Source organism: Falsihalocynthiibacter sp. S25ZX9 (assembly GCF_041205405.1).
Classification (GTDB): domain Bacteria; phylum Pseudomonadota; class Alphaproteobacteria; order Rhodobacterales; family Rhodobacteraceae; genus Falsihalocynthiibacter; species Falsihalocynthiibacter arcticus.
The window spans coordinates 83893-106917 of the sequence record NZ_JBGFCD010000002.1 but is presented as its reverse complement, the minus strand read 5'-3'; the positions used below and the strand labels follow the sequence as shown (position 1 = coordinate 106917).

Annotated in this window: 19 protein-coding genes; 10 read left to right on the top strand and 9 right to left on the bottom strand. The window is 52.8% G+C overall.

What is annotated here, in order from left to right; translation table 11 throughout:
• Window positions 1–12: 12 nt before the first annotated feature.
• The 3 genes from AB9F29_RS02575 to AB9F29_RS02565 all read left to right on the top strand — a co-directional run bounded on the left by AB9F29_RS02575 (window position 13) and on the right by AB9F29_RS02565 (window position 6461).
• Window positions 13–1734, top strand: coding sequence for an ATP-binding protein (locus AB9F29_RS02575; RefSeq protein ID WP_369754691.1), 1722 nt, complete (start codon window positions 13–15; stop codon window positions 1732–1734).
• A gap of 7 nt (window positions 1735–1741) precedes the next feature.
• Window positions 1742–3073, top strand: coding sequence for a sigma-54 dependent transcriptional regulator (locus tag AB9F29_RS02570; protein ID WP_039003195.1), 1332 nt, complete (start codon window positions 1742–1744; stop codon window positions 3071–3073).
• A 505-nt stretch (window positions 3074–3578) separates the two neighbouring features.
• The gene (locus AB9F29_RS02565) at window positions 3579–6461 is read left to right on the top strand and encodes an Rne/Rng family ribonuclease (protein WP_369754475.1); all 2883 of its coding nucleotides are present in this window, start codon (window positions 3579–3581) and stop codon (window positions 6459–6461) included.
• 130 nt (window positions 6462–6591) lie between these two features.
• Here the strand turns inward: AB9F29_RS02565 and AB9F29_RS02560 are convergent, their stop codons facing one another.
• From AB9F29_RS02560 to AB9F29_RS02520, 9 genes are all read right to left on the bottom strand, one after another.
• On the bottom strand, window positions 6592–6999 hold the full coding sequence (locus AB9F29_RS02560; protein WP_369754474.1) for a hypothetical protein: 408 nt from the start codon (window positions 6997–6999) through the stop codon (window positions 6592–6594).
• 2 nt (window positions 7000–7001) lie between these two features.
• The gene (locus tag AB9F29_RS02555) at window positions 7002–7388 is read right to left on the bottom strand and encodes a response regulator (RefSeq protein WP_039000835.1); all 387 of its coding nucleotides are present in this window, start codon (window positions 7386–7388) and stop codon (window positions 7002–7004) included.
• Window positions 7389–7434: 46 nt separating this feature from the next.
• On the bottom strand, window positions 7435–8307 hold the full coding sequence (locus tag AB9F29_RS02550; protein WP_335584454.1) for a protein-glutamate O-methyltransferase: 873 nt from the start codon (window positions 8305–8307) through the stop codon (window positions 7435–7437).
• On the bottom strand, window positions 8304–8771 hold the full coding sequence (locus tag AB9F29_RS02545) for a chemotaxis protein CheW (protein WP_039000833.1): 468 nt from the start codon (window positions 8769–8771) through the stop codon (window positions 8304–8306). The genes AB9F29_RS02550 and AB9F29_RS02545 overlap by 4 nt, the downstream gene beginning before the upstream one ends.
• Before the next feature lie 5 nt (window positions 8772–8776).
• Window positions 8777–11116: a chemotaxis protein CheA gene (locus tag AB9F29_RS02540; RefSeq protein ID WP_335584455.1), complete on the bottom strand. Its 2340-nt coding sequence runs from the start codon at window positions 11114–11116 to the stop codon at window positions 8777–8779.
• 10 nt (window positions 11117–11126) lie between these two features.
• Complete coding sequence (locus AB9F29_RS02535) at window positions 11127–11492, bottom strand: response regulator (protein WP_039000832.1); 366 nt, start codon at window positions 11490–11492, stop codon at window positions 11127–11129.
• A complete protein-coding gene (locus AB9F29_RS02530) occupies window positions 11489–11764 on the bottom strand; it encodes an STAS domain-containing protein (RefSeq protein ID WP_335584456.1) in 276 nt (91 codons plus the stop codon). Before AB9F29_RS02530 ends, AB9F29_RS02535 begins: the two co-directional genes overlap by 4 nt.
• A gap of 117 nt (window positions 11765–11881) precedes the next feature.
• A complete protein-coding gene (locus AB9F29_RS02525) occupies window positions 11882–12859 on the bottom strand; it encodes an ROK family protein (RefSeq protein WP_369754473.1) in 978 nt (325 codons plus the stop codon).
• A gap of 121 nt (window positions 12860–12980) precedes the next feature.
• Window positions 12981–14009 carry a substrate-binding domain-containing protein gene (locus tag AB9F29_RS02520; RefSeq protein WP_369754472.1) on the bottom strand — a complete coding sequence of 343 codons (1029 nt, stop codon included), beginning with the start codon at window positions 14007–14009 and terminating at the stop codon, window positions 12981–12983.
• A gap of 270 nt (window positions 14010–14279) precedes the next feature.
• On the opposite strand from AB9F29_RS02520, the gene AB9F29_RS02515 reads away from it, so the two are divergent.
• From AB9F29_RS02515 to guaB, 7 genes are all read left to right on the top strand, one after another.
• A complete protein-coding gene (locus tag AB9F29_RS02515) occupies window positions 14280–15626 on the top strand; it encodes an extracellular solute-binding protein (RefSeq protein WP_039000827.1) in 1347 nt (448 codons plus the stop codon).
• A gap of 87 nt (window positions 15627–15713) precedes the next feature.
• Window positions 15714–16706: a sugar ABC transporter permease gene (locus tag AB9F29_RS02510; RefSeq protein WP_335584460.1), complete on the top strand. Its 993-nt coding sequence runs from the start codon at window positions 15714–15716 to the stop codon at window positions 16704–16706.
• A complete protein-coding gene (locus AB9F29_RS02505) occupies window positions 16706–17836 on the top strand; it encodes an ABC transporter permease subunit (protein WP_335584461.1) in 1131 nt (376 codons plus the stop codon). The genes AB9F29_RS02510 and AB9F29_RS02505 overlap by 1 nt, the downstream gene beginning before the upstream one ends.
• A gap of 1 nt (window position 17837) precedes the next feature.
• Window positions 17838–19472 carry an alpha-amylase family glycosyl hydrolase gene (locus AB9F29_RS02500; protein ID WP_369754471.1) on the top strand — a complete coding sequence of 545 codons (1635 nt, stop codon included), beginning with the start codon at window positions 17838–17840 and terminating at the stop codon, window positions 19470–19472.
• A 9-nt stretch (window positions 19473–19481) separates the two neighbouring features.
• Entirely contained in the window at window positions 19482–20570 is a 1089-nt protein-coding gene (locus AB9F29_RS02495; protein ID WP_335584463.1) for a sn-glycerol-3-phosphate ABC transporter ATP-binding protein UgpC, read from the top strand.
• A gap of 60 nt (window positions 20571–20630) precedes the next feature.
• On the top strand, window positions 20631–21419 hold the full coding sequence (locus AB9F29_RS02490; RefSeq protein ID WP_369754470.1) for an HpcH/HpaI aldolase/citrate lyase family protein: 789 nt from the start codon (window positions 20631–20633) through the stop codon (window positions 21417–21419).
• Between the two features lie 92 nt (window positions 21420–21511).
• Window positions 21512–22966, top strand: coding sequence for an IMP dehydrogenase (guaB, locus tag AB9F29_RS02485; protein ID WP_369754469.1), 1455 nt, complete (start codon window positions 21512–21514; stop codon window positions 22964–22966).
• Window positions 22967–23025: the final 59 nt, after the last annotated feature.

Sequence of the window (23025 nt, the reverse complement as noted above, 5' to 3'; positions counted from 1 at the left end):
AAAACGGGCTGGATGGCCCGTGGTTTGCTGATCCTTGCCATTGCCATCGGGGCGGGCATAATCTGGTCTACCAATACACTTTTGACCGAACGATATACCGAAACGACCCGCAGTCGTGCACAGGTGCGGCTCGCGCTTTATTCGGGCAATATTGTGGGCGAAATCAGACGCAGCGCCATTGTTCCGCGCCTGTTGGCACGTGACCCTGTCCTGACGGGCGCGTTGAATTCATCCGACTTTACGCAGTCAAGTCAGCAGCTTATCACATATGCCGAAGAGATCGGCATCGCGGGTTTGCAATTGTTGGATGAAAGCGGACGTGTGGTTGCAGCCACCGACCGCAATCTCCTTGGGGGAAATGCGCGCAACTCTGAAGCCTTTGTCGCAGCCGTTCGCACGGATGGCGCGATTTTTGGCGTGTCCCAAAATGAGACGGGCGCGTCAAAATTCACTTATTCCCAGAAGTTAGTCTCCAACGGCACCCTTATCGGGGTCATCGTTGTGGATGTGGATTTACGCCAGTTTGAGGCCTCCTGGAAAGGGACAACAGATGCGGTGATCGTAGCCAATTCCGAAGGAAATATCATCCTTTCAACCGAACCCCTTTGGCGTGGTTTGACCGAAAAAGAAGCCCTTAAAACCAAAAGTGCGCCGTCCGCGATCACCCGCGCTTTGAATGCAACTCGCGATTGGGCTGAGGTTGGTTGGGGCGATTTGCCCGTGGAAGCCTATCTTCAAGGTGAGGCCTTAATGCGCCAAGAAGTGCGGGTGCCGTTCCAAGGATGGAAACTCACCAGTTTCACCACATTTGCCTCGGTGCGTGACAAGGTGAACGGTGTTTTAGCCCTCGAAATTATGGGCGGGGCGATATTGATCGCGCTTGGCTTTTACTTCACCTCGCGGCGCGCGCGCCTAAGTTCCGTGTTTTTCCAGAACGAGTCGGCGGAACTTCGCCAGCTAAACCAGCGCCTTCAGCGCGAAATCGCCGAGCGTGAGAAGGTTGAAAAACATCTCGACATGGCCGAACAAACCCTAGCCCAAAGCTCTAAACTTGCCGCATTGGGCGAGATGTCGGCGGCGGTTTCGCATGAGTTAAATCAGCCCCTTGCCGCGATGAAAACCTACCTCGCGGGGGCCAAGCTTTTGCTCCTCAGAAAACGTCCAGAGGAGGCCCAAGCCAGCTTCCAGCGGATCGACGATTTGATCGAGCGTATGGGGGCGATTACCAAGCAACTCAAGAGCTATGCGCGCAAGGGCGGGGACACATTTCAGCCCTTTGATATAAGATCCGCGCTCTCTTCTGCCTTGTCGATGATGGAGCCACAACTCAAGCAACGGCACGTTCAAATTACCCGTACAATTCCACGCGATCCTGTGATTATTTTGGCCGACCAGATGCGTCTAGAGCAAGTCATTATTAACCTGTTTAGAAACGCCTTGGACGCGACGAAAACCGCCAAGAACCCACATATCGAAATCCTGTTAACCGTCGGCGAAACCGCCGTTTTATCGCTGCGGGATAATGGGCCAGGGATTGACGATCTTGACGCGTTGTTTGAGCCATTTTACACTACAAAAGCGCCGGGCGACGGTGTGGGCTTGGGGCTTGCTATCTCCAGCGGGATCGTAAACGATTTCGGGGGGCGGTTGACCGCTCGAAATGCCGCCAAAGGGGGGGCTGTATTTGAAGTGACGCTCCCCATATTAAATGATGAATACAAATCAGCCGAGTGAGGACTAAATGGCCAAAGCCATGAAGATTGCCATCGTTGACGATGAAAAAGACATGCGTCAATCGATTAGCCAGTGGTTGGCTCTGTCGGGTTTCGACACTGAAACGCATGCTAGTGCGACAGAGGCTCTTAAATCTGTTGGTGCCGATTATCCTGGAATTGTTGTTTCTGACATTCGGATGCCTGGGATGGATGGAATGGCGTTGTTGCGCAAGTTGATGAGTATCGACTCGGGCTTGCCGGTGATCCTGATTACGGGGCATGGCGATGTGCCTATGGCAGTGGAAGCGATGCGGATCGGGGCGTATGATTTCTTAGAGAAGCCTTTCAACCCTGATGTCATGACCGAAATGGCGAAAAAAGCGACACAGGCGCGTCGATTGACGCTTGATAGCCGTGCGCTGCGCCGCGAATTGGGCGACGGCGGAGCGGTGATGAAGAAACTCATCGGTGCTAGCCCCGAAATGGAGCGGCTGCGCGAAGATATCCTCGATCTTGGGCAAGCCGACGGCCACGTACTTATCGAGGGCGAAACGGGTACGGGTAAAACACTGGTGGCCCACGCGCTGCATGCTGTCGGATCCCGTGCTGGCAAGAAGTTTAAGTTAGTGTCCTGCGCCGCTTTTGAGGAAGAGGAACTGGCGCGGCGGTTGTTTGGCCCTATTGATGACGGCGGCAACCAACCGCTGGTCGAAGACGCGCGCGGCGGTACGTTGGTACTCGAAGATATCGAGGCTCTCAGCCAAGGGCTTCAGGCGCGTTTGCTGACGTTTATGAATGAACAGGGAACTCCCGCAGAAACGCGGATTATCGCGATTTGCAACTTGCAAGAGCAGGGGAAAACCTGTGAAGACGCCCTGCGGCCCGATCTGTTTTACCGCCTGTCTGCGTTGAAAATCACGTTGCCGCCATTGCGCCAGCGAGGTGAAGATATCTTGCTCCTATTCACCCGCCTGTCCGAACAATTCGCCGAAGAATATGGCTGTGACGCCCCGCAAGTGAGCGCACAAGAGGCCGCACAATTATTGCAATCGCCCTGGCCCGGAAATGTGCGCCAGTTGATTAACGTCGCTGAACGGGCGGTCCTGCAAAACCGTCGTGGTTCGGGCACCATTGCAAGCCTGTTGATGGCGGATAATGACGATGTGGCTCCGACGATGACCACCGATGGCAAGCCCCTCAAGGAATATGTGGAAGCGTTTGAGCGGATGCTGATCGACAATACAATGCGCCGCCACAAGGGTAGCATCGTGAACGTTATGGAAGAGCTTTGCCTTCCCCGTCGGACGCTAAATGAGAAAATGGCCAAATACACTTTGACCAGATCGGACTATATTTAAAACACGTCCCAAATGCGGCAGAATAAGCTTTGATGTCACGTCATTTACCGCCTTTGGGAAGGGGAATGAAGGGCGTGCACGCACAGGTTGTGTTGTGCGCATTTTCCCCATTGTCTTTTATCCCCAATACCAACTAGTATCGTTTTACGGCGGGCCGTCCAATGGGGACTGTACCGTACGGAGAGTTTCGCTGCGACCGGCGGGACGGGGCCATGGCTCTGACGACGGCGCAGACCGATTAGGCCGCAAGGCTGCAAATTTGCCCGTGAGGCCGCGAGCCGGCCCGGGCGCATGAACGGATGTTTATATCATTACTGATACAGAACATCGGAGCAGAAACGCGAATGAGATGCGACGGAAGACAGAGGCAAAGAGTTGAGGTTGGCATTGCCAGCCCCATAACTTTGCCATTTTCCCGTGACGCATCCTTCGCCCAAATCAGACACCCGGCACGACGCACCGCCCTTATCGGGGGGCGTGTTTTGCACGCGTGCAAAGAGTTCAAATGGCTAAGAAAATGCTTATCGACGCCACCCACGCAGAGGAAACTCGCGTTGTGGTGGTTGACGGAACCAAAGTTGAGGAATTTGACTTTGAGGCCGAAAATAGACGCCAGCTAGCTGGCAATATATATCTTGCAAAAGTAACGCGGGTTGAACCGTCGCTTCAGGCGGCGTTTATTGATTATGGCGGAAACCGCCATGGTTTCCTCGCTTTCTCCGAGATTCATCCGGATTACTATCAAATCCCCATAGCCGATCGCGAAGCGCTTTTGGCCGAGGAAGCTGCCTATGCTAAGTCGCTTCAGGAAGATGACGAGCAACCCGACCCAAAACGTCGCCGTCGTCGCCGGAGCGGAAAAGCCGCCGAAGCCAAATCGGGCGACGCAGTTGAGACTAAAGAAATCACAGAAGACACGCCGAAAAAAGAATCCGACGGGCCATCGAGCATGGACGTCGTCGATTTTGGCGAAGACGATGACAGCCACAACGCCGATGCGTTTGAAGGCAGCTCTCCGATGGAATTGGTGGCCGAAACACCGGTCGATACACCCGCGGCAGACGAACCCGAAGATGAAGATACTTCGCCAGCTGTGAAAACAGACGCCTCGGACGAGGATGACTCGGATGATGGTGACGACGACGACGCGCCTTTGCAAGCGACCGACAAAGACGACAGTATCGAGTCTGTTGCAGATGAAGATGTGCAAGACGAAGTGCGCGCTCCGCGTAAATTCCGTCCACGGAAATACAAAATTCAAGAAGTGATTAAAGTTCGCCAAATTCTTTTGGTTCAAGTCGTGAAAGAAGAACGTGGCAATAAAGGCGCTGCGCTTACAACATACTTGTCTTTAGCTGGTCGCTACTGCGTCTTGATGCCGAACACCGCACGCGGTGGTGGCATTTCTCGCAAAATCACAAATATCGCTGATCGCAAAAAACTCAAACAAATCGCGCAAGAGATCGACGTTCCAGAAGGGGCAGGGCTTATTGTCCGTACGGCTGGGGCCGAACGGACCAAGCCAGAAATCAAGCGTGACTATGAATACCTTCAACGTTTGTGGGAGCAAATTCGCTCTCTAACGCTTAAATCCATCGCCCCTGCCAAGATCTATGAAGAGGGTGATCTCGTCAAACGGACGATCCGCGACCTTTATAACAGCGAAATCGATGAGGTTTTGGTCGAAGGCGAAGCGGGCTATCGCGTGGCCAAGGACTTCATGAAAATGATCATGCCGTCCCATGCGAAAAACGTAAAACGCTACACCGATCCGTTGCCCTTGTTCGCGCGTTTCCAAGTCGAGACCTATCTCGCGGGAATGTTTAATCCGACAGTGCAGCTGAAATCGGGTGGGTACATCGTTATCGATGTGACCGAAGCACTTGTTGCTGTGGACGTGAACTCGGGTCGAGCTACAAAAGAAGGCTCAATCGAGGATACTGCCACCAAGACCAACCTTGAAGCCGCAGAAGAAGTGGCGCGTCAAGTACGTTTGCGCGATCTAGCCGGCTTGATCGTCATCGACTTCATTGACATGGAAGATCGCCGCAACAATGCAGCCGTTGAAAAACGGATGAAAGACAAATTGAAAACCGATCGCGCTCGTATTCAAGTCGGTCGGATTTCTGGTTTCGGCCTTATGGAAATGTCGCGCCAGCGCTTGCGTCCGGGGATGCTCGAAGCAACCACACAACCTTGTCACCATTGTCACGGCACGGGCCTGATCCGCTCCGATGACAACCTCGCGCTCGCGATTCTACGTCAGCTCGAGGAAGAGGGTGTCCGCCGTCGGGCGCGCGAAGTACTGCTCAAAGCGCCAGTGGGTATCATGAATTTCCTCGTGAATAATAAGCGCGAGCATATCGCGCAGATTGAAGCCCGGTATGGTTTGTCTGTGCGCATCGAAGCTGATCCTTTCCTTGTCAGCCCAGATTTCAGCATCGAACGTTTTAAAACTGCTACGCGCAATTTGCGTCCGGTTGAAACCGCTGTTGTCTCTGCAGATGCTTCGTTGATGGATGATTTAGACGAAGAGATTGAAGCGCTTGAAGTCGAAGATGAAGTCGTTGTGGCACCGGTCGTCGCGGAAGCTCCGAATGACGGACCAACGCTAAACGAAGACGGAACCCCCAAGAAACGCCGCCGCCGTCGTCGTCGTCGGAGAGGTGGAAATGGTAGCGATGCCTCCAATTCCGAAAGCAACAATCAAGCCCCGCAAGACGCAAGTTCGGAGGGCGAAAATGTAGCGCCGACTGTGGATGCAACCTCTGGCGCGGATTCGGTAACACCGTCGGTCAACTCTCAGGAGCAGGTGGCCGAGGTTAGCGAAGAGGCTTCAGGAAAGCGTCGCCGTGCCCCGCGTCGGAAGAAATCTGATGCGGTGGCTGAGGGAACGAATGAAACGGCTGTAGGCGACGTCGCAGCTTCGGAAACATCTCCAGAAGTTGAACCAGGCGGTTCACAAAGTGACTCAATTGATACGACCGTCAAAAAACCCGTGCGAAAACGTGCTCCGCGTAAAAAACCTGCGGTCGAAGCACTTGCCGATGCCAATCATACCGAAGAAGGCAGTGACAATGTTGCACCTGTGACCGAACCTCCTTCGGAAACAGTGCAAGAGGTTGAAAAACCCAAAACACCTCGCAAACGCGCGCCGCGAAAACCAAAAGTTGCGGCTGGCGAGGAGAGTGCTGCGGAAGTGGCGGAGGTGACTGACGTGCCTAAACCGCCGCGCAAGCGCGCGAAAGCGGTTCCGAAAGCTAAGAAAGATACGATTGTTGAAATCGTGTCCGAACCGGTAGTCGATGCAACAAGCGAGAGTGCTGTTCTTGCAGAAAACGTTCCAGCCAAACCTAAGAAATTGGGTTGGTGGTCAGCCGGTAAATAGTGGTGGCTTGAGACACGAAATGACGAAAAAGGCCCCTAGTGATCTAGGGGCCTTTTTCGTCTACGTTGTCGCCCGCTAGGAGTTGGTTTGCGTTACCAAGTGTCATTTTCGTATTTCAAGTTGATATTTATTAGAACAGCGTCAAGTTACCTTCACCGTTGTTCTCTGTGGACTCAAACGTATCCGCATCGTTCCCCTCAAGACGGCCAGTAAGGCTTGTGAGGCGAAGCGTTTCCCTCAATTGAATAGACGTAACATATTGTTCCGAGGTCCCATTGGTTGCATCTGATAGGAGGATCGACAGTTTGCTAAGGTCTTCAAGTTTCTGCTGCATCCGGTCCAAAGCCTGAAATTCTATGATTGGCACATCACACAAATCCGAAACCTGATCCATTGTTCTACCTAGCGCATGTTGAACTGAACTTGCGGATTCTGCGATTCCGGAAAGTTCAATAGCAACACGCCCCAGTAAGACACTCACATCGATATTTGCGTGTTCAAGGTCTTCGTTTGGTGTTTGGATCGTTGTGGTTTTCAAAGCTACAGTCGCCCTACAACGGCTTCTATGCATGCCCTCAGTTGGACTGGATCAAAAGGCTTTTTTAGGAAATTATTCATTCCCAATTGTTTACCTTTTTCAATGATTTCACGATCTGCACGTCCAGTAATCAGAATAAATCCGACACCTTTTGTTTTTGGTCCCTGACGTAATGCGTGTAAAAGGTGCAAACCATCCATGCCAGGCATATTATAATCAGAAATGACAAGATGAACTGGCGAACGTTCTAAGGCAACAAGGGCAGCTTGCCCGTCTGCAACACTACCAACATTTCTAACGCCAAACCCATCCAAAGCCTGAGTGAGAAGCCCTCGACTTGTGGACATGTCATCCACAACCATGACGCGTAATTGATCTCTTAAAGACATGGCTTTTTCCTTTACCAATATTGCTCGTTTGCGACAGTTTGTCGTTTTAAGTAGTTGGACGAGGGCTTCGTCTGTATATTGTCATGCCACGATTCTCGAAATCGGTGTTCGATGTTTCCGGAACGCGTTCAGAGTGCCCGACGAATAACCATCCCTCTGGCGCAAGCGCGTTTTGAAATCGTGGCCAAAGTTTGTTTTGAGTTTTGTCATCGAAGTAAATCACCGTATTTCGGCAAAAGATAATGTCAAAACTTCCGGATATTGGCCATTTTTCCAATAAATTCAGTTCCCGAAACGTGGTTAGAGATAGCAGATCTGGGTGTGCTTGGAATTTTCCCAGCTCTGTCGAACTCGGGTTGTCGAAGTACTTTTTTCGGAGTTCTTGTGGAATTGCACTCAACTGCCGTTCATCGAATGTGCCATTTTTTCCAACAATCAAAACTTTCGGATCGATATCTGAAGCCAAAATTTTAACATCAAGGCTTGAAGCTTGCGGAAGGATTTCGAGTAGCGTCATTCCAATGGAATAGGCCTCCATTCCCACAGAGCAGCCTGCAGACCAGATACGAATTCTGTTCCCAGCTTTGGCACGACGCGCTAGATCGGGAAAAACGTCGGTTTTCAAGTATTCAAAGTGATGATTTTCCCTAAAAAAACTCGAGATATTTGTTGTCAGCGCAGAAATCATGAGCCGCAACTCATTCTTTCCATCCGGAGATGAAACGAACTGGCAGTAGTCGTCAAAGTTTACGATATTGGTTTCGCGAAGACGTTTGACCAGCCGTGAAGATACAAGCGCGGATTTCGAAACTGGAAACACCAGCCCAGCTTCTTTGTGGGCCAGGGACGAAATAATCGCAAATTGGTCGGGAGTCATCCCGCCAACGTCGTCTGCAGCGCTGGGGTTAAGTGCGTTCATACGACCTCCAGCGGAGCTGAAAGTAATGCCGCACGCAAGTCTAGAACGCGTAGCATACGGTCGTCTACAATCGTCAACGCGCTTACGAAGTTTTGGTTTGCGTCAGCTGCCATGTCAGGAGGCGCTTGAAGTTCATCCGTCGTAACTGTGAGGATATCGGAAACCGCATCGACAAGGAGTCCAACGACTTCGTCCTCAGATTGTACGACGATAAACACATTTCGGGCCGAAGTTTCAGTCATGTTTTGACCAAGTCTCGCAGCTAAATCTATTATCGGAAGAACGGTTCCGCGCAGATTGATCACCCCGCGCACGAAGTGAGGCGAGTGTGGCAAAGGTGTTGCCCGTGTCCATCCTCTAATTTCTCGCACCGACATGATATCGACCGCATACTCCTGTTCACCAACTCGAAACGATAATAGTTCAAGTTCTGAAATAGTTTTTTCTGTTGCTGTATTTGTCATCTGATCTAACCTGCTAATTCGATTGGGGTTTCAGAGGGAACTGTACATCCTGATGCGCCCGAAACGATGTCAACGGGATCTAGAATGAGTGCAATTTGGCCATCGCCAAGAATGGTCGCCGCGGCAATTCCTGGGACGCGACCATATCCTTCTTGGAGGCCTTTGATCACGACTTGCCTTTGGTCCCTAATCTCATCGACGACTAAAGCCGCGCGGCTTCCATCTTCGTGGGCAATGAGGAGAACGATTGAACCCACGTAGTCAGCTTGCGGTTTGCGGTAGCCAAGTTCAGACCCCAAGTCGAGAAGGGGGACGAACCCATTTCGAACCCTAACGACCGAAGTGTGTGGCCCAAATGAGCTGATATCGCCTTCGCCAAGTGTGAGCGTTTCGTCAATTGTATTTAGAGGAATGACTAGCGTTTGACCGGCAACCTGAATGACCATTCCGTCCAAAACCGCCAACGTAAGGGGCAGGCTGATTGAAAAAGTGGTTCCAACGCCAGCAGTCGAAGTAATCGTAACGCGCCCACCCAGCGATTGTATGGCACTGCGCACAACGTCCATGCCAACTCCGCGACCGGAAAGGTTGGAAATCTGATCTGCCGTCGAGAAACCTGGGAGAAAGAGAATATTATCGATTTCACTATCGGTGAGTTGCGCGTCGTCGGCGACAAGCCCTTTGGCAATCGCCTTCTCGAGGACTTTGGGGCGATTTATGCCTCCTCCGTCGTCGCTGACATCGATGACCACGCGCCCAGAGCGATGGCGCGCCGAGAGTGAAATGACACCAACGCGGGGCTTCCCAGCGGCCAATCGATCTTGGGTGTTTTCAAGCCCGTGATCAACCGCATTTCGTATCATATGTGTTAAGGGGTCAGCCAGTCGTTCTATGACCGTTTTATCCACTTCGGTGCCTTCGCCAACAGTGTCTAAATGGACCTCTTTTTCTACGGCTGCCGAAGATTCGCGCACAATTCGTGCCATGCGCTGGAAAAGCGTTTTTACTGGCTGCGCGCGGATCATCATAACGCTGTCTTGAATATCCCGCGTGAGCTGTTGTAACTCGTCCAAACCTGTAAAAACGGGGGCATTCGAGGGAAGGCCAGCTTCGGCAACACTTTGCGATAGCATTGCTTGATTTATGACCAACTCACCAACTAGATTTACAAGACGATCCACACGTTCTAGGTCCACGCGCACGGTGGCACGGGGCTTGGTTGCAATTGCCGCGGTCTCCTCTTCTGGGCGGCGGGGCCCTTCTTGTGGCACAGGTTTGACATCTAGATTTGAAGGTGTGGAATCTACTACATCATCGGGGCTTTCAGCACTGGCAGGGGCTATTGGGCTCACCTGGACTGTGCTTGGAATCGGATCTTCAGCCTTAGAGGGTAACAGTTTGTCGACCTTGGTCTGTGAAGCATCTGTCGACTGGGAAACAATTTCAAGTTCAACGGGTAGGAGTTTTGTCGCTTCAATCGTGAGCTCGCAAATGTCTGCAACAAAATCAAAAGCTTCCAATATTTGCGCTTTGCTCTCATCAGTGACGAGAATAATGTTCCACGTTAGGTAATTTTCTTCCGCAGCAAGGTCTTCGAGGTCCGGGAGGTTGCTTTGATCCACGTTGATGGACATTTTCCCCATATTTCGAAGCGTTCGGAAAATGAAAATGGGCTCGTTACCAGTGGCGTAAAGCTCACTTGTTGGTGTGAACGAAATTTTATACGCGTTCAACGGGTCTTCGTCGGGTTGAGAAACAGTCTTTTCGTTGACGGTACCGTTGCAGTCTTCCGGAACCACGTCGACAGGCAAATCGGAGATGTCGGGAAAGGCAACATCCGGCTCGTCAAACGCGGGAAGATCCATGTCCAGTCCCGGCAAGTCCAGTGAGAATCCAACACCAGTTGCGACAAAATCTGCGGGATCCATTTCCTCTTCTTCTTCCTCTTCGCCACCAATAAGGTCTAGAAGAAGTTCGAGAACCTCGTTTATGGGCGTTTTGTCCGTCTCTGTCGCATCCCGCGAGGCGCGAACGATGTCACTTAGGAGGTCTGCGGCGCGAAAGAATACCTTTAGCGCATCACCCTCCGGGGCAAGTGTGCCTGATCTAACATGATCTAGAGTGGTTTCGTATCGGTGGGCAAATCGAACCAACTCATCCAAGCCAAAAGCGCCAGCGCCGCCTTTGATTGAATGGACCGCTCGGAAAACGACATTGATCGTTTCGCCGTCGCTAGAGCCGTCCTCCATGGACATAAGCCCGTCCTGCAGCGCTTCAAGGAGTTCTTCACACTCTTGAAAAAACGCGGTGCGGATTTCCGCCATTGGATCAATTTGTTCACTCATAAGAAAATCCTTATCCGGTGACCATTTGTAAGGCGCGTACCAGCTTTGACGGGTCAAAAGGTTTTACAATCCACCCCGTCGCACCCGATGCGCGAGCGCGCGCTTTTAATTCCGGTGCGCTCTCAGTTGTGAGAACCAATATCGGGATTGATCGGCGCTCTGGTATTTTGCGGACCGCATCGATAAAGCCAAAGCCATCCAAGCGGGGCATATTGATATCAGTGATAATAGCGTCAGGGGTGAAATCCTCGAGAACTTCAAGCCCATGTTGTCCATCCTCGGCTAGAGTCGGTTCAAAACCGGCTTGGCGCAGGGCCAAACTGATCATGTCGCGCATGGTTCGGCTGTCGTCTACGGCTAGGATATTTAGGCTCACTTGCTGTTCTCCTCAAAAGATTCGGGCGTAAGGCCGCAAAGGGCCAATTGATCCACACAGGCGTCGGTTGAATTCACGAGTTTTAATTCGTGCCCTGCACCGTGCCATTCGGAAGCTGCTGAAAGTAGAACTTGTTGGCAAAGGGTGCCAAGGTGGGTCACTTGAGAGGCATCGACATCAATGTCAGCGCCGCGAAGGGACCGCAATCGATTGGCCAATGGCTCAGCATCGCTGAGACCTAGGCGGCCTTGCAATTGAATGCGGGCGGTCATAGCGCCGCACCATGTGAATGAAGTTTCGAGTTCGCCACGTGAATCCCCTGTTGTTCCGGTCGATGAAAACAGGTGTAGGGGATGGGTTGTTAAAAATAGCTTACTTCAAGGGGAGTTTCATTTGCTCAAATTTGAGAGATGTTGCGCACAGCCAATTAATGCTGCGTAATCGTCTTCAATCGCGGTGATGGAAAAATTGTCGACAAATGTAGAGAACCGCCCCTTGTCTCGGAATGCGGTCGAAAAACCATAGTCCGCGAGATAGGGCACCATGGCGCGCGACACGCCGCCCACTAAATAGATACCGCCAAATGGCAAATGGATGAGGGCAAGATCGCCAACAACCGCACCCAAAATGCGACAGAATGTGGTAAGGGTCCGGACGGCCAGAGGGTCATCCTTTGCTACAATTGAAGCCATAATTTCGGCAGCGGATTTTATGGTTTTCTGAGCAATTTCAGCGCTATACCATGCATATATCCTCTCAAGTCCGCGCCCGGAAATAACTTCCTCCACGCCGGGAAATCCGTGGGAGCTTTGCACGTAACGACTGAGGCTCAAGTCCGCTTCGTCGCGCGCAGGCATGGTAATATGCCCACATTCGGATGGGGTTACGAGACGGCCACCGGCGGTGTCGTATACGGCGGCTGCGTTAAATCCGGTCCCGACTCCAATCACCAATTTGGCGGCATTCGGTCCGGCTTCTTTGCCTGTTGAAATCGGCGTAAGTTCGGAGGATTTGAGATGACCTAAGGCGTGACCCTGCGCTTGAAGGTCATTCAAAATTGAAACAATTTCCGCGCCCGTCGCTGCCGCCAATGAGTCTGGTTCTATCGTCCAGTTCAAATTCGTCATGGTGGCGACGCGATCTCGAACCGGACCCGCCACGGCAACACACACGCCCGAACAGTCCACATTGCCCTGTTCGGACACATATTGTTTTAGGATCGTGACAAGGTCAGGGTATTTGGCATTGCTAAAACGCTGGATTGAGGCCTCAAGAACCCGTGTCCCTTCACTTAGGGCGACGCGCGTATTTGTGCCGCCGATATCGGCCAACAAAGAATAGCGGTTCGAAGCTGTCGTATGTGTCATCGTATGGCCTTTTATCCTGCGAGTGGGGTTTATCAACCGCGCACGAATTTTCAGGGATATCTAAGTCATTTGGTGAAAAGAAAATACCCCTGTTATTCGCTCCCGGCTTTGCCTCATCCGCTTAACGCTGTGGGGCAGGGCCCGTTGAGCTCCCAACCATAAGTTCTGCCTCCCAAAGCTCTTGCACAGGTTGGGTACTGCCTGATGTAATCGATTGCAAGAGAATTTTGGCGCATTGGCTGCCCGCGTCCCTGACAGAGGACCGTGTGGCGGTAAAGGTTGGGATGCTGTCGCCATTGCGCAAATAGGACAAATCATCGTCATGGGTCACCACCGATACATCGCGTCCTATCAAAAGACCCGCACGCCCAATCGCCCGCCGAATTCCAATCGCCATCAGATAGGAGGACGCGATGATAGCGGTCGGAGGATTATCGTCTGCGAGGAGTTTCCTGCTGATATCATAGCCGAATTGTTCCGTCATCTCCGTGCTAAACATCAGGGAGGGGTCGGGTGCGATACCACGCTCCGAAATAGCCTCGACAAAGCCCGCGCGGCGGCGGGACGCAAAATCCATGGTTTCCAGCCCATTCAGTAAGGCGATGCGGCGGTGCCCTAAATCAAGCAGCAAATCGGTTGCCCGTTTAAAAGAGCGTGTATTGTTGATGTCGAGCCACGAATACCCCTTATCATTGCCCATCATGCGCCCATGCACCACAAATGGCAGGCCGATCTCCTGTAACAATGCAACGCGCGGATCGTCTTTTCTGGGGCCGTGTACGATGATCCCATCCACAGACCCACGCGCCGCCATCCGCCGATAGGCTTGCTCCTCATCATCGTCCTGAACAACAGATAACAGCATGTCATAGCCAGCATTTGAATAGGCGACCCCGGCCCCCGCGATGAAATCGCCAAAAATCGGGTTAACCATCTCGTGATTGTTGGACATGGGAATAACGTGTCCAATGGCCATTGCGCGCCCCGTTGCCAGACTTTGGGCGCGGGTATTAGGGCTGTAATGATGCTTGCGCGCCGCTGCCAGAACCTTAAGGCGCGTTTTCTCGCTCACCTCGGGATAGCCGTTTAGGGCGCGGCTCACCGTGGTTTGGCTGAGGCCAAGGATGTCAGAAAGAGATTTAAGGTTCATGGGTTTCTCAAAGCGCTTAGATTTAAGTTGGAAACGATAGACCTAAATTATTCCAAGGTCAAAGAAAACAAAAATCTTATAAAAATAGGGATATTTACCTGCATTGAAGTGGGATTTGTTCCCCGTTGACTTTTTGGAGAATCTGCGCAATTGTATTTTTTCCAAAGCGCTTTGGTTTTTACGATTCGACTTTTCATCCACTGTGGTCGTACCCTTCAAAAGCGCTTTGGAAAAAAAACAAAGCGCTCAGCGCTACTTGGGAGGAAGAAAATGAAACACAAATTGTTGACTGGTGCGGCCGTGATCGCACTCACCGCAGGGACGGCGCAGGCCGACCTTCTGTTTACACCGGGCGAGGGGGATTTTAACTGGGAGAGTTACGAAGCCCTTAAGTCCATGGATTTATCCGGTGAGACAGTGACCGTATTCGGCCCGTGGCTCGGCGAAGAAAAAGACCGTTTTGAATCCGCAGCAGCCTACTTTGAAGAGGCCACCGGCATCGACGTACAGTATTCTGGTTCCGACAGTTTTGAGCAACAAATTCTGATCGATACCGAAGCAGGTTCCCCGCCAAATATCGCAATTTTCCCACAGCCTGGCCTTGCGGCAAACCTCGCGGCCAAAGGCTTGCTTTCGCCACTTGAAAGCACAGATGCTGACTGGGTGCGCGAAAACTACGCGGCGGGGCAGTCTTGGGTTGATTTGGCAACCTATGCCGACAAAGACGGCAACGATCAGTTCTACGGCCTGTTTTATCGTGCCGACCTGAAATCGCTGGTTTGGTATGTGCCCGAGAATTTTGAGGATGCAGGTTACGAAATTCCGCAATCGATGGAAGAGTTGAAAGCGCTTTCCGAACAAATCGTTGCGGATGGCGGCACACCATGGTGTATCGGTCTGGGATCAGGGTCCGCGACCGGCTGGCCTGCAACCGACTGGGTTGAAGATATGCTTTTGCGCACATCGCCACCTTCCGTCTATGACCAATGGGTTGCCAACGAAATCCCGTTCAATGACCCCGCGATTATTGCCGCGATCGAAGAATTCGGCGCTTTCGCCCGCAACGACGCCTATGTTGCCGGTGGCGCAGGGACCGTGGCTTCCACGGACTTCCGCGATAGCCCCAAAGGTCTCTTTGAATCCCCCCCGCAATGCTATTTGCACCGTCAAGCCAGCTTCATTCCCGCGTTCTTCCCTGAAGGCACGGTTATGGGTGAAGATGCTGACTTCTTCTACTTCCCAGCCTATGCCAGCAAAGACCTCGGCAAGCCAGTTTTGGGAGCCGGAACCGTTGCGACAATCACGCAGGATTCCAAAGGGGCGCGCGCCTTTATGGACTACATTAAATCGCCCCTCGCTCACGAGATTTGGATGGCACAAGGTGGCTTCCTTACCCCGCACAATGGCGTGAATCCCGCTGTATACGAAAGCGATGCACAACGCAAAATGGGGGAAATCCTCTTGGGCGCAGATACCTTCCGCTTTGATGGGTCCGACCTGATGCCCGGTGCGATCGGCGCAGGTGTTTTCTGGACCGGCATGGTGGATTACACTGGTGGGAAATCCGCCGAAGATGTGGCCGCTGACATCCAAAACACTTGGGACGGCATTAAGTAAGCCTAACGCCCTCTTAGAAGGTCCCGCGTGAATGCGGGGCCTTCGCACCCCTGAATTCCCCCACTTTCTTTTATTGGCGAGGTCGCGATGGAACAGCTTTTCTGGGCCCTTTTTACCGTTGTAGCAGGCGTCTTTGGCTGTGTGGCCTATTACTTCTTCTCCAACTTTTTACTCGACTGGAAGTACCCCGCACGCGGTGTGAACGCGGGCCGCAATATCAACCGTGCTTCCGCCATTCGCCCTTGGCTCTTCCTGTTTCCCGCCATCGCTTTGTTGGCAACGTATCTGGTCTATCCGGTTGTGATGTCGATCTGGCTTTCGCTGCATGATGCCAACGGCGAGGAATTTACTGGCGCTGATAATTACAAATGGCTACTGGTCGATACAAAATTCGCGGAATCCATGCAAAACAACATGTTATGGTTGGTTGTCGTGCCCGCTGCAGCCACGTTCTTTGGCCTTATTGCCGCCGCCCTTACAGACCGCATCCGTTGGGGGAATTTCGCTAAATCCCTTATTTTTATGCCCATGGCGATCTCATTTGTCGGGGCCTCGGTGATCTGGAAATTCGTCTATGATTACCGTGGCGAAGGCCAAGAACAAATCGGCCTGCTCAACGCAATCGTAACCTATTTTGGTGGCGCGCCACAGGCTTGGATCACCCTGCCGTTTTGGAACTCTTTCTTCTTGATGGCCATTTTGGTGTGGATCCAAACGGGCTTCGCCATGGTCATCCTTTCGGCCGCCCTGCGCGGGATTTCCGAAGAAACCATCGAGGCAGCAATTCTGGATGGTGCCAGCCCGTTGCAGATATTTTGGAAGATCAAAGTCCCTCAAATCTGGGGCACAATCGCCGTGGTCTGGACCACAATCACCATACTTGTACTCAAGGTTTTCGACATCGTTCTCGCCATGACAAACGGCCAATGGGGCACACAAGTCCTAGCGAATTTGATGTTCGATTGGATGTTTAGGGGCCTCGATAATGGCCGCGCCAGTACGGTGGCACTCGTGATCATGATCTTGGTAACCCCGATTATGATTTGGAATATACGCAATGCACGTCGGGAGATTTCATAGTGGATAATATTGCTGGTGTGAAATCGCGACTGACGTGGGTCGTGAATCTTTCGGTTTTGGTGCTCGTCGTTCTCTGGACAATTCCGACTTTTGGTTTGCTGGTAAGCTCCTTTCGGGACCGTGATCAAATCTCGACATCCGGTTGGTGGACGTCGCTATCGGCGGGAGAGCGCAATCTAACGCTGCGCGGTGCTGACCCAGATACGGCCGTTGAGGACGGCGACGGATGGCTTATCTCGGGCAGTCTTTTTCCAGAACCCGCCGTCGTCACCGCCTTCGGGATCAACGCAAATCGCCCGACTGAATTCGCTCCCGGCGACGTCGCGGAACGGCAAGGGGCCTTCATTCGGGTTGACGCCGGCGGGGCCTATCAAATCACGTCGCTTGAAAAACCAACAGGCTCGCGGGGAACCCGCATTTTTGTAACCTCTCTTGAGCAACCCAAGTTTACTTTAGACAATTATCGTAACGTTTTGTTTTCAGAGGGAATAGGCCGTAGCTTTATCAACACGTTTACCGTGACAATCCCCGCAACGATCATCCCAATCCTCATTGCGGCATTTGCGGCTTATGCCCTTGCATGGATGGAGTTTCCGGGGCGATCGCTCTTGATTGCAACGGTCGTTGGACTGCTGGTGGTACCGCTTCAAATGGCTCTGATCCCGCTGCTCAAGCTGCACAATGAGATCGGAATTGGCAAAGATTATCTCGGTATTTGGCTGGCTCATACGGGCTTTGGCCTCCCCATGGCGATCTATCTTTTACGTAATTATATCGCGGGGTTACCGCGAGAAATCATCGAAAGTGCCCGCGTTGATGGCGCCACGGACTTCGATATTTTTCGAAAAATCGTCTTGCCTCTGTCCTTTCCAGCCCTCGCAAGTTTCGCGATTTTCCAATTCCTATGGGTGTGGAACGATTTGCTTGTGGCGACGGTTTTTCTTGGCAACAACGAAGATCAATTGGTGATGACGGGACGTCTGCGCGAACTTTTGGGCAGTCGAGGGGGGGATTGGGAAATCCTTGCCGCCTCGGCCTTTGTCTCCATTGCGGTACCGCTCGGCGTCTTTTTCGGGCTTCAAAAATACCTCGTCCGTGGGTTGCTCTCGGGCTCGGTCAAAGGTGGATAACATGAGCAAAGTTGAGAATATGATTCCGTCAGAAACAAATCCAGACTGGTGGCGCGGAGCCGTCATCTATCAAATATACCCGCGTAGTTTTCAAGACAGTACCGGCGACGGCATCGGAGATTTGCCCGGCATTGCCAATAGGTTAGACTATATTTCTAACCTCGGGGTCGATGCTATCTGGATTTCGCCGTTTTTCACCTCACCGATGAAGGATTTCGGATATGATGTGAGCGATTATTGCGATGTCGATGCGATGTTTGGCACGTTGAGCGATTTTGATACACTGGTTTCCAAGGCGCATTCTCTTGGTTTGAAAGTCATGATTGACCTTGTCCTTTCGCATACATCAGACCAGCACGATTGGTTCAAGGAAAGTCGGCAATCTACTGATAACCAAAAAGAAAACTGGTACGTTTGGGCCGACCCTAAGCCGGATGGAACACCTCCAAACAACTGGTTGTCAATCTTCGGTGGACCCGCTTGGACGTGGGACGCGCGGCGTTGCCAGTATTATTTGCACAACTTTTTAACCAGCCAGCCTGACCTCAATTTCCATGAACCTGCGGTTCAGGAAGCCTTGTTGGATGTGGCGCGGTTTTGGCTTAAGCGCGGGGTAGACGGGTTTCGCCTTGATACCATCAATTTCTACTTTGCAGACAAAGAGTTACGTGACAATCCTGCGTTGCCAAAGGAAGCGCGGAACGATTCAATTGCGCCTTCGGTGAACCCTTATAATCATCAGGAGCATATCTACTCCAAAAATCAGCCGGAAAACATTGATTTCCTTCGTAAATTTCGCGCAGTGATGGTGCCATACGGGGCCGCCGCAGTTGGCGAAGTGGGCGATGCGCAGCGTGGTCTTGAAATCATGGGGCAATATACGGCTGGCGACGACTTGATGCAGATGTGCTATGCCTTTGAATTCCTTTCACAAACGCCGCTGACTGCGACACGGGTTGCCGAGGTTTTGAATGAGGTCGAACGGGTCGCTTCGGATGGATGGGCATGCTGGGCCTTTTCCAATCATGATGTCGCACGCCATGCCAGTCGCTGGAATTTGTCGGAAGGGGCGAAACGCCTGTTTCCCATCCTTATCAGTAGTTTGCGGGGATCAGTTTGCCTGTATCAAGGCGAAGAACTGGGTTTGGAAGAGGCGGACGTTGCCTTTGAAGACTTGCAAGATCCCTATGGAATCCAATTTTGGCCAGAATTTAAAGGGCGCGATGGATGTCGTACCCCCATGGTTTGGGAGCCATCGAATGCAAATGCGGGATTTAGTACGCATAAGCCGTGGCTACCGGTTCCTGCGGAGCATCTTCATTTGAACGCCTCCGCCCAAGCGCTTGATCCAGCATCACTTTTCCATCACTACAAGTCCGTTTTGGCCTTCCGCTCTAAGCTTTCCGCTTTGAAAGTTGGAACGCTTACCGATCTCGAAGCGAACGGCGACATTTTGACATTCAAAAGGTCTAGCAACGATATGGAACTCTTGTGTTATTTCAATATGGGCCAGGGTGCACACAAGATCGTTGCCCCCTCAACGGGCTGGCAATTTATCGGGCAGGAAATCGGCCTCGCGCAGGATGTAAATCTCGCGCCATGGCAAGGTGCAATCTTGCGCCGCACGCACACATAGGAGGGGATAATGGCAGATCTCAAATTAACGAACATTGTCAAATCCTACGGCAATACGAATGTCCTTAAGGATATCAACCTGACCATTAAAACCGGTGAATTAATTGTATTTGTTGGCCCGTCGGGATGCGGAAAATCAACGCTTTTACGCATGGTTGCGGGGCTTGAGCGCATCACATCGGGGTCACTCGAAATCGACGGAACTGTCGTGAATGATGTGCCGCCAGCGGAACGTGGGATTGCCATGGTGTTTCAATCCTATGCGCTTTATCCGCATATGACGGTACGCGATAACATGGCTTTTGCCCTCGGCATTGCCAAGATGCCAAAGGCGGAAATTAACATCGCCGTAAATAGGGCCGCCGAGAAGCTCCAGCTGACCGACTATTTGGATCGGTTGCCAAAAGCACTCTCTGGCGGGCAGCGGCAACGGGTGGCGATTGGACGGGCGATTGTGCGCGATCCAAAGGTATATTTGTTTGACGAGCCGCTCTCAAACCTTGATGCGGCCCTGCGGGTGGCGACACGGATTGAGATTGCCCAACTCAAAGAGGCGATGCCCGATAGCACGATGATTTATGTGACCCATGATCAGGTGGAAGCTATGACATTGGCGACGCGGATTGTGGTTTTGGCCAACAAGGGCATTTCGCAAGTTGGTACGCCACTTGAGTTGTATGAGCGGCCCGAGAACGAATTCGTGGCGCAGTTTATCGGCTCGCCCGCGATGAATTTGATTGCGGGCGAAATCGTCGGGACGGGGGCGCAGACCACGATTGCCTTGAGTGATGACACACGGGCGGTGTCCAATGTGCCAACACGCCCTGAAGATATGGGCAAGAAGGTTAATGTCGGGGTGCGTCCGGAGGACCTTGTGCCGGCCGAGGACATTCCAGTTTATAAGGGGTCGGTTGCCATCACTGAAGCGCTTGGCGAGGTCACATTGCTGTATTTCCATAAGGATGGCCGTGACGAAACCTTCGTCGCTAAATTGCCCGGAATTCAGCAGGTTTCAAAGGGAGCAGTCGTCGCATTAACCGCACCGCCCGAGAAAATTCATGTCTTCCACGAGGGACGTTCATTGCTTTATCGGGACTAGGGCATCTTGTGTTACCGTAGTCGCTGTGGAAACCTCGGTTTTTTCCCGTGGAGATTCCCAATGACCACCCCCAAAAACGAATTGATTGCCGCTCTGCGCGGTGACGAAACTTGCCTTGGATTGTGGGTCGGTTCCGCGAGTGCAACCGTGGCCGAAGTCGCGGCGCAGGCTGGGTTTGATTGGGTGGTTCTGGACGGGGAACACGGCCCAAATGACATAACATCCTTGCGAGACCAATTGCGGGTTCTTCAAGGGCATGTCCCCGTCGCCGTGCGAGTTGTCACTGGCGCGGATTGGATGATTAAACAGGTATTGGATCTGGGGTTTCAGACGGTTTTGGTGCCAATGGTGGAAACCGGTGCCCAAGCGCAGGAGTTGGCGCAAGCTATGCGCTATGCGCCGCAGGGGCGGAGGGGCGTTGGCGCCATGGTGGCCCGTGTGAGTGGCTATGGCGCGGATACGACCTATATGGCGAATGCGAACCAGGAGGTTGCGTTGATGGTGCAGGTTGAATCCGCCCGCGCGATTGAGAATATCGATGCGATTGCGAATACTGAAGGCGTTGATGCCGTATTTATTGGCCCCGCTGATTTGGCGACGGATATGGGACATGTCGGGGGATATGGCCCTGAGGCGATGCACCCAGACGTTATGGCGGCAATGACCCACGCCGCCGCGCGCATTCGGGCCGCGGGCAAGCCCGTTGGAATTTTCGCAGGGAACACGGACCAAATTGCCCCTTTCGCCGCTCTTGGTGCGCGCTTTATCGCGGTCGGAAGCGACGTGATTTTGATGCGCGAGGCCTTTGCAAGTCGGGCGACGCTGGCCCGCGCGTCCCTTGGGAAATAGACCATCGACACGAAACCGCGCTTTAGGGGTTTCTAAATGTCCGGTTCCATGCGATATGGCCTCGTCAAACGAAGCATCCAAGGAGAATCCCCATGGAAATTCGCGAGGCTCTTACCTTCGACGATGTCCTACTAGTTCCGGCCGCCTCATCGGTGTTGCCGTCCACCGCTGATACCTCAACGTTTGTGACGAAATCTATTCGTCTTAACATCCCGTTGCTGAGCTCTGCGATGGATACGGTCACCGAGGATCGCATGGCGATTGCGATGGCCCAGGCCGGCGGGATGGGTGTTATCCACCGCAATCTTGATGTTGAGGAGCAAGCGCGCCAAGTGCGCCGTGTAAAACGCTTCGAGAGCGGCATTGTTTTCAATCCCATCACCCTGCGCGCCGAGCAAACGCTGGCCGATGCCAAGGCGCTCATGGAACGCTACAGGATTTCTGGATTTCCGGTTGTGGACGGTTCCGGACGGGTTGTTGGCATTGTGACCAATCGCGATATGCGGTTTGCAACTGACGATAAAACGCCTGTTTCGGCAATGATGACGGGTACGGATCTAGCCATCTTGCGTGAACCTGCTGACCTCGCAGAGGCGCGTTCCTTGATGCAGGCCCGCCGGATCGAAAAACTCCTTGTGACGGATAGCGACGGTAAATTGACCGGTTTGCTGACCCTCAAAGACTCCGAGCAAGCCGTTTTGAACCCAGACGCCACCAAAGACGATCTTGGACGGCTGCGGGTTGCTGCGGCGACAACAACGGGCGACGCAGGATTTGAACGCACGATGGCGCTGATTGATGCTGGAGTGGATATTGTGGTGATCGACACGGCCCACGGCCACTCTGAGGGTGTTGCGCGCGCTGTTGAGCGTGCGCGGGCCGTTTCAAACGACATTCAGATCATTGCGGGCAACGTGGCCACAGCCGAGGCAACGAGGGCCTTGATCGGAGCAGGGGCGAATGCCGTCAAGGTTGGGATTGGACCCGGTTCGATTTGCACAACGCGCATGGTTGCCGGTGTGGGCGTTCCACAACTTACTGCCGTGATGGATTGTGCGCGCGGCGCGGCCGAAAGTGGCGTGCCTGTGATTGCAGACGGTGGCATCAAATTTTCGGGCGATTTCGCCAAAGCGATCGCCGCAGGCGCAAGCTGTGCCATGGTCGGCAGCATGATCGCAGGAACCGATGAAAGCCCCGGCGAAGTCATTCTCTACCAAGGCCGTAGCTTTAAATCCTACCGTGGTATGGGCAGCCTTGGCGCCATGGCGCGTGGTTCTGCGGATCGGTACTTCCAAAAAGACGCAGCCAGCGACAAACTCGTGCCCGAAGGCATTGAGGGACAGGTGCCGTATAAGGGCACGGCCAGCAATGTCATCCACCAATTGGTCGGCGGGCTTCGCGCGGCAATGGGGTATACTGGCAATGCAACGGTCGAAGAAATGCGGCGCAATTGTACGTTTGTGAAAATCACAGGGGCGGGCCTCAAAGAGAGCCACGTCCACGATGTACAAATCACCCGCGAAAGTCCGAATTACCGCATCGGATAAAGGGGAGGGTGCCTGTGCGCCCTTCAAAACATACGCCCAAAAGGGGCCGCCTAAAAGGA